Source organism: Lentzea atacamensis, from assembly GCF_003269295.1.
Taxonomy (GTDB): Bacteria; Actinomycetota; Actinomycetes; order Mycobacteriales; family Pseudonocardiaceae; genus Lentzea; species Lentzea atacamensis.
Window position 1 is genome coordinate 57,073 of record NZ_QLTT01000009.1, and the last position, 12,224, is coordinate 69,296.

At 68.7% G+C, this 12,224-nt stretch carries 11 protein-coding genes and 1 pseudogene; 2 read left to right on the top strand and 10 right to left on the bottom strand.

The window, feature by feature from the left end:
- Nucleotides 1–171: 171 nt before the first annotated feature.
- A complete protein-coding gene (ileS, locus tag C8D87_RS33475) occupies nt 172–3,273 on the bottom strand; it encodes an isoleucine--tRNA ligase (protein ID WP_112230061.1) in 3,102 nt (1,033 codons plus the stop codon).
- A gap of 244 nt (nt 3,274–3,517) precedes the next feature.
- Here ileS and C8D87_RS33480 point away from each other — a divergent pair, with 244 nt between their 5' ends.
- Both C8D87_RS33480 and C8D87_RS33485 read left to right on the top strand, forming a co-directional pair.
- Nucleotides 3,518–3,862, top strand: a complete 345-nt coding sequence (locus C8D87_RS33480; RefSeq protein ID WP_112229701.1) for a DoxX family protein — start codon at nt 3,518–3,520, stop codon at nt 3,860–3,862.
- The gene (locus tag C8D87_RS33485) at nt 3,859–5,037 is read left to right on the top strand and encodes an AfsR/SARP family transcriptional regulator (protein WP_112229702.1); all 1,179 of its coding nucleotides are present in this window, start codon (nt 3,859–3,861) and stop codon (nt 5,035–5,037) included. Before C8D87_RS33480 ends, C8D87_RS33485 begins: the two co-directional genes overlap by 4 nt.
- Nucleotides 5,038–5,897: 860 nt before the next feature.
- Here C8D87_RS33485 and C8D87_RS33495 read toward each other — a convergent pair.
- The 9 genes and pseudogenes from C8D87_RS33495 to C8D87_RS48165 all read right to left on the bottom strand — a co-directional run.
- Nucleotides 5,898–6,392: a hypothetical protein gene (locus C8D87_RS33495; RefSeq protein WP_109633606.1), complete on the bottom strand. Its 495-nt coding sequence runs from the start codon at nt 6,390–6,392 to the stop codon at nt 5,898–5,900.
- Nucleotides 6,393–6,407: 15 nt separating this feature from the next.
- Nucleotides 6,408–7,223: a DivIVA-like cell division protein Wag31 gene (wag31, locus tag C8D87_RS33500; RefSeq protein ID WP_109633609.1), complete on the bottom strand. Its 816-nt coding sequence runs from the start codon at nt 7,221–7,223 to the stop codon at nt 6,408–6,410.
- A 47-nt stretch (nt 7,224–7,270) separates the two neighbouring features.
- Nucleotides 7,271–7,546: a YggT family protein gene (locus tag C8D87_RS33505; protein ID WP_407656890.1), complete on the bottom strand. Its 276-nt coding sequence runs from the start codon at nt 7,544–7,546 to the stop codon at nt 7,271–7,273.
- A gap of 19 nt (nt 7,547–7,565) precedes the next feature.
- On the bottom strand, nt 7,566–8,219 hold the full coding sequence (locus tag C8D87_RS33510; protein ID WP_112229704.1) for a cell division protein SepF: 654 nt from the start codon (nt 8,217–8,219) through the stop codon (nt 7,566–7,568).
- Between the two features lie 68 nt (nt 8,220–8,287).
- On the bottom strand, nt 8,288–8,986 hold the full coding sequence (locus tag C8D87_RS33515) for a YggS family pyridoxal phosphate-dependent enzyme (RefSeq protein ID WP_112229705.1): 699 nt from the start codon (nt 8,984–8,986) through the stop codon (nt 8,288–8,290).
- Nucleotides 8,983–9,687: a peptidoglycan editing factor PgeF gene (gene pgeF / locus C8D87_RS33520; protein ID WP_112229706.1), complete on the bottom strand. Its 705-nt coding sequence runs from the start codon at nt 9,685–9,687 to the stop codon at nt 8,983–8,985. The genes C8D87_RS33515 and pgeF overlap by 4 nt, the downstream gene beginning before the upstream one ends.
- Before the next feature lie 85 nt (nt 9,688–9,772).
- Nucleotides 9,773–11,092: a cell division protein FtsZ gene (ftsZ, locus tag C8D87_RS33525; protein ID WP_112229707.1), complete on the bottom strand. Its 1,320-nt coding sequence runs from the start codon at nt 11,090–11,092 to the stop codon at nt 9,773–9,775.
- 318 nt (nt 11,093–11,410) lie between these two features.
- Entirely contained in the window at nt 11,411–11,608 is a 198-nt protein-coding gene (locus tag C8D87_RS33530) for a hypothetical protein (protein WP_112229708.1), read from the bottom strand.
- Between the two features lie 509 nt (nt 11,609–12,117).
- Nucleotides 12,118–12,222, bottom strand: a pseudogene (locus C8D87_RS48165) (mycothiol transferase); the annotation flags it as partial.
- Nucleotides 12,223–12,224: the final 2 nt, after the last annotated feature.

The following is a 12,224-nucleotide window of genomic DNA, read 5'->3' on the forward strand; positions in this document are numbered from 1 at the left end:
GGAAAGGACCAGTGCGCCCACGAGGACGCGCCATTCCCCCAGTGAAGACCATTGCAATTTCCCCTTGCCGGTTGGCCTGGGGACGACCGTAGCGAGAGGGTCTGACAGTTCTTCCGCCGCAGACGCGCGACGGGGCCGCCGTCCGAAGACAGCGGCCCCGTACAACTGCGATCACACTCGCGCGACAGCCACCTTGACCTTCAGGCCGTCGCCGACGGTGCCCTCCGCGGAGCCCTCACCGAAGACGACCGACGACGTCAGCGTCTCCGACTTCACGAACTCCAGGTGCGGCTCCACGGCGGAGCGCACCGCGTCCGGCAGTTCCAGCGTCAGCGTGATCCGGTCGGACACGTCCAGCGCGGCGTCCTTGCGCGCCTGCTGGACCACGCGCACCAGGTCACGCGCGACACCCTCGGCCTCCAGCTCCGGCGTCACCACCGTGTCGAGCACGACGACGCCGGCGCCACCCGGCAGTGCCGCCGTGGCAGCCGGATCGGTTGCCACCAGCCGCTGTTCGTACTCGCCCTCGAACAGCTCGACACCGGCGGCGACGATCCGTCCGTCCACTTCGGACCAGTCACCGGCCTTGACGGCCTTGATGACCTTCTGCACGTTCGGCCCGAGGCGCGGACCGGCGGCGCGTGCGTTCACCACGAGCTGGAACTGCCCGTACGCGTCGACGTCGGTGGTCAGCGAGACCTCCTTGACGTTGACCTCGTCGCGCACGATCTCGGCGAAGTCCTCCAGCGACGCCGCGACCGGCGACGCGACCGTCAAGCGCGCCAACGGAAGCCGCACGCGCAGCTTGTTCCCCTTGCGCAGGGACAACGCCGTCGAGCAGACCGCGCGCACCTCGTCCATCGCCGTCACGAGAGCGTCGTCCGCCGGCAGGTCGGACACCGACGGGAAGTCCGTCAGGTGCACCGAACGCCCACCGGTCAGCCCGCGCCACACGACCTCGGTCGTGTACGGCAGCAACGGCGCCGCCACGCGCGTGACGACCTCCAGCACCGTGTGCAGGGTGTCGATCGCGTCCTGCTCACCGTCCCAGAACCGCTGCCGCGACCGCCGCACGTACCAGTTCGTGAGCACCTCCAGGTACTCGCGCACCATCTGGCACGCGCCGGAGATGTCGTAGACGTCCATCGCCGCCTGGACGTCGCGCACCAGGTCGTGCGTCTTCGCGAGCGCATAGCGGTCCAGCACGTGCGAGGAGTCGGTCCGCCAGGTGCCCTCCTTCCCGGAAGCGTTGGCGTACAACGCGAGGAAGTACCAGGAGTTCCACAGCGGCAGCACCGCCTGGCGCACCGCGTCCCTGATGCCGCGCTCGGTCACCACCAGGTCGCCACCGCGCAGGATCGGCGACGCCATGAGGAACCACCTCATCGCGTCCGAGCCGTCGCGGTCGAAGACCTCGTTGACGTCCGGGTAGTTCTTCAGCGACTTGGACATCTTCTGGCCGTCGTCACCGAGCACGATGCCGTGCGCCACGCAGTCGCGGAACGCGGGCCGGTCGAACAACGCCGTCGCGAGCACGTGCAGCGTGTAGAACCAGCCGCGCGTCTGCCCGTTGTACTCGACGATGAAGTCGCCGGGGTAGTGGTTCTCGAACCACTCCGCGTTCTCGAACGGGTAGTGCACCTGCGCGAACGACATCGAGCCCGACTCGAACCAGCAGTCGAGCACGTCCGGCACGCGCCGCATCGTGGACTTCCCGCTCGGGTCGTCCGGGTTCGGCCGCGTCAGCTCGTCGATGAACGGCCGGTGCAGGTTGTCCGGGCGCACACCGAAGTCGCGCTCCAGCTCGTCCAGCGACCCGTACACGTCCGTGCGCGGGAACTCGGGGTTGTCCGACACCCACACCGGCAGCGGCGAACCCCAGTACCGGTTGCGCGAGATGTTCCAGTCGCGCGCGTTCTCGAGCCACTTGCCGAACTGGCCGTCCTTGATGTGGCCGGGCACCCAGTTGATCTGCTGGTTGAGCTCGACCATCCGGTCCTTGAACTGCGTGACCGCGACGAACCACGCAGAAAGCGCGCGCTGGATCAGCGGGTTCGCACACCGCCAGCAGTGCGGGTACGGGTGGTCGTAGGTCTCGTGGCGCAGCAGCAGGCCCGCTTCCTTGAGGTCGCGGATGATCAGCTTGTTCGCCTCGAACACGTGCACGCCCGCGTACGGCGCCACCTCGGCGGTGAACTTGCCGTCCGAGCCGACCGGCACGACGACCTCGATGCCCGCCGCGTCCGTCACGACCTTGTCGTCCTCACCGAACGCCGGTGCGATGTGGACGATGCCGGTGCCGTCGTCGGTGGTCACGTAGTCCGCGGCCAGCACCTGGTGCGCGTTCTCGCGGCCCACGAAGAAGTCGAACGGCGGCAGGTACTTCTTGCCGATCAGGTCCGAGCCCTTGTAGCGGGCGACGACCTCGGGCTCCTCGCCGAGCTCGCGCGCGTACGCCGCGACACGGGCCTCGGCGAGCAGGTAGCGCTCCCCGTTCGCTTCCACGGTCACGTAGTCGACGTCGGGGTGCACGGCGGCCGCGAGGTTGCTCGGCAGCGTCCACGGCGTCGTCGTCCAGACCAGGGCCTTCTCCCCGGACTCGAGGCGCAGCGCCACCGTGACGGCGGGGTCCTGCCGGTCGCGGTAGGCGTCGTCCATCTTGGTCTCGGTGTTGGACAACGGCGTCTCGCAACGCCAGCAGTACCAGAGCACGCGGAAGCCCTCGTAGATCAAGCCCTTGTCCCACAAGGCCTTGAACGCCCACATGACGCTTTCCATGTAGTCGAGGTCGAGCGTCTTGTAGTCGTTGTCGAAGTCGACCCAGCGCGCCTGCCGCGTCACGTAGTCGCGCCACTGGTCCGTGTACTGCAGCACGGACGTCCGGCACGCCTCGTTGAACTTCTCGATGCCGAGCTCGTCGATCTCGTTCTTGTGCGTGATGCCGAGCTGCTTCTCCGCCTCGTACTCGGCGGGCATGCCGTGCGTGTCCCAGCCGAACCGGCGCTCGACGTGCTTGCCGCGCATGGTCATGTAACGCGGCACGACGTCCTTGACGTAGCCGGTCAGCAGGTGCCCGTAGTGCGGCAGGCCATTGGCGAACGGCGGGCCGTCGTAGAAGACGAACTCGTTGGCGCCGTTCTCACCCACCGGGTTGCGGTCGATGCTCGCCTGGAAGGTCTCGTCGTCCTTCCAGTACCCGAGCACGTCCTGCTCGAGGTTCGGAAAGGACGGCTGCGCCGGGACCTCGTTCTGTCCGGCCCTGGGGTAGGCCATCTCCACTGCTCCTCGCGGTCATGAAGGACACGCGAGGACGACACGCCGATGTGGCTCGGCAGGCCGCGGTACCACCCCGCTTGCTCGTCACGCGGACGAGCCTCTCGTTCTTCGGCTGTGACGGGCCGGTCCCGTCCGGTTCTACTGAGGCTCGCGCCCGTTCTTCCGGAGGCTCCCCGGTGATGGCCGGATCGGTGCCTGTAGGTACAAGGGTAACCGGCGGCGCAAACCGTATGCTCGCGCGATGACGTTGACCATCGCGTTGTCGATCGTGCTGGCCCTGCTGTTCGTGGCCACGGGCGCGGGGAAGCTGTTCGGGGCGAAGACGTCGCTCGAGGCCCGCGACCACTTCCGGATGAGCAGCGCGTTGTGGCGGACCATCGGCGCGCTGGAGTGGGCGGGCGCCGCAGGCCTGGTCGTCGGCCTGGTCACCTGGCAGTGGGTGGCGCACGCGGCCACCGTCGGGCTCGGGCTGCTGATGGTCGGCGCCACGATCACCCGGTTGCGGTACGACTCGAAGCCGACCGGCGTCGTCGTGGACCTGGTGCTGCTGGCGTTGCTGATCACCCTGCTGTTCCTGGACCGGTGAGCCTCGAGTTCCGCCTGCTCGGCCCGCCGGAGGTGCGGCGCGGCACCACGCTCGTGGACGTCGGGCACGCGCGGCAGCTGAGCGTGCTGGTGGTGCTGCTGGTCGACGTGAACCAGGTGGTCGGCGTCGACAAGCTGCTCGCGCGGGTGTGGGGTGAGGCGCCGCCGCGACAGGCCAGGGCCGCGCTCTACAGCTACGTGTCGCGGCTGCGGGCCGCGCTGGAAGGGCTGCCGATCGTGCGCCGCTCCGGCGGTTACGTGCTGGAGGCCGACCCCGCGGCCGTCGACCTGCACAGGTTCCGCTCGCTCGTCGGCGAGGGCCGGCACGGCGAGGCCATCGCCCTCGTGCGCGGGGAGCCGTTCGAAGGGCTGCAGGGCGCGTGGTTCGCCGGCCTGCGCGAGACCGTCGCCGGTGAGATCACCGCCGCCGAACTGGATCACACCGACGCACGGCTCGCGGCTGGTGAGCACCGGACACTGGTCGCCGAACTGACCGCGCGCACGGCCGAGCGCCCGCTCGACGAACGGCTCGCAGTGCAGTTGATGCGGGCGTTGATCGGCGCCGGACGACAGTCCGACGCGCTGGCCCACCACTCACGGCTGCGGCACCGGCTCGCGGAGGATCTCGGCCTCGACCCCGGCCCCTCCCTGCGCGACCTCGTCGCGTCGATCCAGCGTCCACAGTGGAACCCACGTCGGCTTCCGCCGGCACCAACGGGTTTCACGGGCAGAGAGGCCGAGCTCGCGGCACTCGGCGACGGGCCGATCGTCACGATCACCGGACCGGCGGGCGCCGGCAAGACGTGGCTCGCGCTGCACTGGGCGCACGCGCACGCCGCCGGCTACCCGGACGGCCAGCTGTTCGTGGACCTGACCGGCAGCGACCCGGGCGACGTCGTCCGCGAGCTCATCACCGCTCTCGGCACCAGCCCTGACGGCATCCCGCCGGAGCCGCACGCGCAGACGGCGCTCTACCGCACGTTGCTGGCGAACCGGCGAATGCTGATCGTCCTCGACAACGCCGCCGACACGGCCCAGGTCGTTCCGCTGCTACCGGGCACTCCCCGGTGCCGGGTCGTTGTGACCAGCCGCGAACGCCTGCCCGGCCTCGTCACCGCTCACGGCGCCCACCCCGTCGTCCTTCAGCCGGCGCCGAAACACGAACAGCGCCCCTAGCAGGCCGAGCACCAGCACTGCGCCGGTCATCGGCCACATGAACCGCTCGTACCAGGGCTTCAACTGCACCTCGTCGACGAACGCGACCACGCGATCCCGCAACGCGGCGTCGGTCTTCACCAGTTCGACCCCGTGCGACGCGCCGGACACCAGGTCCAGCCTGGAACCCGACGCCGTGGACACGTCGGCCAGCACCCGTGCAGAGTCCGCGAAGGAAGGATCCCCGTTCGACATCGGCGCGTCCGAAGAAGCGATGAACACCGGCACCGTCAGCGACTCCAGCACCGGCTTCACCTGCCGGAAGGTGCTGCGTTCGACCCCGCCGAAACCCTGCACGGGTGACACCAGCACCAGGCCTGCCAGCCCCTGGATCCGCGGCGCTGCCAGCACAGCGGCTGCGGCGGTCCGTGCCTCGCCACCCGCCACGATCGAGGTAGCGCCACGCCGGGTGAGTTCCTGCGCGGCGGCCTGCAGATCGAGGTCGTACTTGTACTCGTCCTTCAGCATGCGCGGATCGCCCAGTTCGAAGAACCGGATGTCGAAGAGCAGCACCTGATTACCGGAGTCGGCCAGGCTCCGCGCCAACGGCAACCAGTCGCAGTACGACTGCTTGAGGTAAGAGGCGAGGATGACTCCACGCGGTCCGCTGCCGAGCACCAGACCGGACAGCTGCACGTCGTCTTCGGTGCGGAAGCTCACCGACTTGTCGCGCAGGTCGCCCGGCACGCATTCGTTGGGCTCAGCCTGGATCGGGACAGCAGTGCTGACCAGCAGGAACGCGGTTACCACCGCGACACGGAAAACGGCCCTCGGGAACATTCGCACTTCATAGCCGATGCCGGAACCCGCTCGGGCGCCGTTCACTCCGACTGTGTGGAACGACTCTTCCGGACCAGGGTCGAGTCGGGGCGGCACACGGCGCACGGGGTGAACTGCAGTTGCCGTGCCTCCTGCACCGGGAGGCCCAGCGTGGGCCTCCCGGCGAGCCAGGAACACGAGCTCAGGTGATACCGGGGCCGCTCGTCCAGCACCCGCACCTCATCCACCAGGTCGGCCACCGCGAGCAGGTCTGCCGCGTCGGTGTCCTCTTCCGGTGGCTCCTCGTCAGCGGGCGGCGTGTCGGCTACCGCCGAAGCCACCACCCGTTGATCATCAGCTACAACGTGTTGATCTACACTCTGCGCCACGGCTGCGGGGTCCCCCGGACGTCGTCGCCACCAGTCCCAGATCAGGACCAGGGCGGCGAGCACACTCGCGCCCACGGATGCCCACGCCCAGATGTTGTTGGACGTGGTCAGCGCAGGGACGAGCAACCCGAGGGCAGCCAGCACCAGAAGTAGAACTACGAAGAGCACCTAATGAACAGTAGTTCAGCCCGCTTCGGCGCGTGCGCCGAAGGAGTAGCCCTGGGAACGACCCTCGGACGGAGCGGCGGGGCCGCGGTCCTGGAGGTCGCGCAGGGACGACTCGAGCATGGTCTTCAGTCGCGTGCGGTACTCGCGCTCGAACGTCTGCAGCTTGTCGATCTGCTTCTCGAGCGTGTTCTTCTCCTGGGTGATGTTGCCCATCACCTCGGCGTGCTTGCGCTGCGCGTCGCGGTCGAGCGCGGTGGCCTTCTCACGGGCCTGCCGCTCGAGCGTCTCGGCGCGCGTGCGCGCGTCGTTCAGCATGGTCTCGGCACGCGTGCGCGCCTCGTTGACCATCGTGTCGGCCTTGGCACGGGCCTCGGACAGCAGCTGCTCAGACTTCGTGCGGGCCTCGGACAGCATGCCGTCGGCTTCGGCCTTGGCCTCGCCGGTCAGCCTGTCCGCCATCTCCTGGGCGAGACCCAGGACCTTCGCGGCCTGCACGTGGTGGTCGCCGCCACCACCGGGCGACGTCTGCTCCAGCACCGACGGCGGGGGAACCGGCGCCAGACGGCGCGGCTCCTCGACCGGGACTCGGCTCGTCATGGGGCCGGAGGAAGCCTTCGCGCGCGCGTCGTCGAGGTCGGCGCGCGCGGTCTCGAGCTGCTGGTCGAGCTGCTCAACCTGCTGACGGAGGTCGTTGTTCTCCTCGATCAAGCGGGCCAGTTCGCCCTCAACCAGGTCGAGGAACGCGTCCACCTCGTCCTCGTTGTAGCCCCGCTTGCCAATCGGCGGCTTGCTGAACGCGACGTTGTGCACGTCAGCGGGGGTCAACGGCATCGGATCACCTCTCGCACTCCTGGGCTGCGGTCATCCCCGGTTCCCCGTCACCTGGGATCTGCGAATCGCATCAGAATGATAACGACCAGCCACAGCACAATAATCGATAGGTCCAGCCCGACGCCCCCGATCCGCACAGTCGGGATCATCCGACGGACTACGCGGACCGGTGGGTCGGTCACGGTGTAAACGGTCTCCAGCGTCACGGCTACGCCGCCCGCGGGGCGCCACTCCCTCGCGAACGTCCTCACCAGTTCGACCACGACACGCGCGGTCAGGAACAGGGAGAACGCGAAGAGTAGGTAGAAGATGACGAGACGGATCGGGTCCACGGGGTCAACTCTAACCGTGGCTGCCGAACCCGCCCTCCGCCAGCTTCCGCCGGTCCTCCGCCGTCACGTCAACGTTGGGCGGTGAGAGAAGGAACACCCTGCTGGTGATCTTGTCCATGGACCCGCGCAGAGCGAACGCGAGACCGGCCGAGAAGTCGACGAGACGCTTGGCGTCCGCGTCGTCCATGTCGGTCAGGTTGAGGATCACCGGAGTGCCGTCGCGGTAGTGCTCCCCGATCGTGCGCGCCTCGCTGTAGTTACGGGGGTGAAGCGTGGTGATGCGCGCCAACGGGTTGCCTGCCGGCTCGGCGACCGGACGCAGTCTGCTCACGGGCTCGCGCTGCGGCTCGACGGCGAGCGCGCCGTGCACGGGTGCATCGGCGCTCCAGCGCCGCGTGCTCGAGGGGCTGCCCCCGCGCCGCGACTCCGGCTCGTAGTCGTCCGACTCGTCGATGTCGGCCCGGTACCCGGAGCCCTGGAGCTCCGACCGGCCCGGTGTGAACACACGGCTGCGCCGCGGGTAGGGGTCGTAGTCGTCGGCCTCGGCCGCGTACTCGGACCGGTAGTCGCCGTAGCGACCGCGGTCGTCGTCGTAGCCGGGGTCGTCTGCGTACTCGGCGGGGACCATCCCGAAGTAGGCCTTCAGCTTGTGCAAAGCGCTCATCCCAAGCCCCTCCTCCGCGAGTGCCCCACCTTAGGGACGGTGCGGACGGCCCCGAGGTTCCCGACAACCTATGGCAACGTTAGTCGCCGACTACCGAGCAACCCTGTTCCGACACGCACACAGGTCGATCCGTGCGAGATGGCATCTTCCAGGTCTCCGCTCATTCCCGCTGACACACTGCTGACAGTGGGATGATCATCACGTAGGCCTGATACCACTGACGCCAACACCTCAAACGCCTGCGCTGGCTTCATCGTCAGTGGTGCGACAGTCATCGCACCTCGGAGAATAAGATCACCCGAACGAGTGATCGCGCCAGCCAGTTCCGCGACCTCGGGAACGGGACAGCCGCCCCGTGACGTGTCGCCGTCGATGCTGACCTGCAGCAACACGTCGAGCTTCACGCCTTTCGCGTGCGCCGCTTTCGCGAGGGCCTCTGCCAATCTCACGCTGTCGACCGAGTCGACCTGATCGGCCCACTCGACGACGGATTTGGCCTTGTTCCGCTGCAATCGGCCGACCATGTGCCATCTCGCACCTTCGAGATGTCTCAATTGGGCGACCTTGGCGCTCGCTTCCTGATCGCGGTTTTCCGCGAACTCGCGAAGACCGAGTTCGTAGAGGAGTTCGACATCACTCGCCGGCCAGGTTTTCGTCACCGCGAGCAACATCACTTCCGACCGATCACGGCCCGCCGTTTCACAGGCTTTGGCGATGCGTTCCTCGACCTCTGCGAGGTTCGCGGCGAGCTCCTCCCGCCGGCTCACGGCTCGATCCAGACGACCGACGCGAGCCGCCCGGTCGGGGCCTGCCTGCGGTGGCTGAAGAGGTCCTTCTCCTCGAACGTGCAGCGCGGGTCGACGCCGATCCTGCCGACACCGGCGCTCGCCAGCTGGTTCCACAGCCCCGCGCGCAGATCGAGCGCGGGGGTGCCCTTGCGCGACTTGGAGGCGCTCCCAGGAAGGTGCTTCTCGACGTCTTTTTGCATGTCAGCGGGCACCTCGTAGCACTCGCCGCACACCGCGGGCCCCAGCAGGACCTCGATCCGCCCCAGCTCGGCACCCTGCGCCAGCATCGCCTTCAACGCCTCGACGACGACTCCGACCCGCGCGCCGACACGCCCGGCGTGCACCGCGCCGACCACGCCGGCCTCCTGGTCGCCGAGCAGCACCGGGACGCAGTCGGCCGTCAGCACCGCGAGCGCGAGACCCGGCTGTTTCGTCACGACGGCGTCGGTCGCCTCCAGCGGCTGCGCCTGTGGGCCGTCGACCACCCCGACGGTCCGGCCGTGCACCTGTTCCATCCACACCAAACGGTCCGGCGTGAGACCGATGCCCTCGGCGAGCCGGGCGCGGTTGGCCTCGACCGCCTTCCCGTCGTCCCCCACGTGGTCGCCGAGGTTGAACGAGTCGTACGGGGCCTTGGAGACGCCACCAGCGCGAGTGGTGACAACACGACGAATGCGCACGGCTTACACCCTAATTCCACATAAGCAGGACCCCCTGAGAACTCAAGGTGCTCAGGGGGTCCGACAAGAACTGCGATCCCGGTCGTCAGCGCCGCATGAACGGCGGCACGTCCACCTCGTCGTCCGGGTCGTCGGTGACGGGCACCGGACGCGACGGCAGCGAACCGTTCTGCGACAGCGGCCGCGGCACCGAGGGCACGTACCCGTTGCCCTGCATCGGCGACGGCTGCGGCGGCACCGTGGTGGGCGGCGGCGGGGCCTGACGGACCTCCTGCTGCGGCTGTGCGACCGGCTGGGCGGCCGGAGGCGGCGTCTGCACGACGGGCGGAGGCGGCGTCTGCGCGACCGGCTGAGGCGCCGGTGCGTGCGTCGGCGCCGCGGTCGCGGTGGCGATCGGGCCGGAGGGCGTCCGCGGCGGCGAGGACAACGCCGTCGGCTCCAGCTTCTTGTGCGTGGGCCCGCCGCTGTCGAACCCAGCCGCGATCACCGTGACGCGCACCTCGTCGCCGAGCGAGTCGTCGATGACCGTACCGAAGATGATGTTCGCGTCCGGGTGCGCGGCCTCCTGGACCAGCGACGCGGACTCGTTGATCTCGAACAGGCCCAGGTCGGAGCCACCGGCGATCGAGAGCAGCACGCCATGCGCACCCTCCATCGACGCCTCGAGCAGCGGCGAGTTGATCGCCTTCTGCGCGGCCTGGACGGCGCGGCCCTCACCGCGCGCGGAACCGATGCCCATCAACGCCGAGCCCGCACCGGACATGACCGACTTGACGTCGGCGAAGTCCAGGTTGATCAGACCGGGCGTGGTGATCAGGTCGGTGATGCCCTGGACACCGGAGAGGAGGACCTCGTCGGCCGAACGGAACGCGTCCATCAGGCTGACACCGATGTCACCCAGCTGGAGCAACCGGTCGTTGGGAATCACGATCAGCGTGTCGCACTCGTTGCGCAGCGCCTGGATGCCGTCCTCGGCCTGCTTGGCGCGGCGCTTGCCCTCGAACGAGAACGGGCGCGTGACGACACCGATCGTCAGCGCGCCGAGCTTGCGGGCGATCGAGGCCACCACCGGCGCGCCGCCGGTGCCCGTGCCGCCGCCCTCGCCGGCGGTCACGAAGACCATGTCGGCCCCCTTGAGGACCTCTTCGATCTCCTCGCGGTGGTCTTCGGCGGCCTTGTGCCCGACCTCCGGGTTCGCGCCGGCACCGAGGCCGCGGGTGAGCTCGCGGCCGATGTCGAGCTTGACGTCGGCATCAGACATCAGCAAGGCCTGTGCGTCGGTGTTCACCGCGATGAACTCGACGCCCTTGAGCCCGACCTCGATCATGCGGTTGACGGCGTTGACACCGCCACCACCGATGCCGACGACCTTGATCACCGCGAGGTAGTTGTGCGGGGGCGTCATCGGATCCGCCTTCCTGATCGTGGTCCGTGCTGTGGTGCTGGGTGGTGATGCACCCGGATTGAAACCCTCAACCTCTCCTCGAGGTTCAGAGTTATGTCAACCCCATATGTTCCTGCTGGACGGTAAGCACCGGCGGTGCGTCGGTCCAGCAGCCACGCCGTAGGGTCCCAACACTGTGCGCTACTACTCCCCGGTCGTGCCGTCAAGTAGTGCGCACGGTGCAGAGCACGGCGCACCACAAGCGTAGTCGGACCTCGAATCAGAGATCGTCTCGCCCGCCCAATCGACACTTCCGCCTCTTTTGCCGGTGATCTTCCGTTACCGTCCGTGGACGGGGATGAAGATGCTGAGCGTCGCGCCGGCCGCGATCGCCCTGGGGGCGGCGACGACCGGTTCAGGGAGTTCGTCCGCCTCGTGTGCGGCACCGCGTCCACCAGCCAGCCGGTCGAGGTGGTGCCCGGCCAGGAGGGGACCGTCCGGCTGAGGTACCGGGACAGGTTCGTCGACGCCATCCACTTCAACGCCCTCGGTTCGCGACGATGGAAGAAGAGGCCGAGCGCGACTCCCAGCAGTGGCGGATCCGGGAGACCGGGACCGCGCCGGCGCCCGAACCGGCGGAGGTCGTCCGTCTGAGGAACCCCGGACCACGGCACCTGCCTGACCGAACACCTGCCCACCGAGCAGGCCCTGACGGACCACTGCACCCTCGCGACGAGGCAGGCGTTCCGGCGCGTCGATCTCGGGGGCGGCGAGGTGGAGCTGCGCAGCACGACGAGCGGCAAGTGCCTGACCAGCTTCAGCTACGACTACGTCAGCGCGATGCCCTGCACGGCCGGGCTGGCGGCCAAGCAGAAGTGGAGGCTCGCGGCCGACGAGTTCGGCCATCACGAGATCACGACGGTGTGGACCGGCCGCTACCTGACCATGAGCGGCGGCCCCACGGGTGAGGTGTTCGTCTCCGACCACAAGACCGACCGCCTCACGCAGAAGTGGGAGCTTCCGGCGGCCTGGTCGCCGGTCGCCCCGTCCAGATGCCCGGCGTGCCGGGCGGTCTCCTCGATGAGGTGCGCGAGCACCCATCGGGCCGAGACCGTCCGGTCGCCCCGGAACGGCACGACCTGGTCCAGGCCCG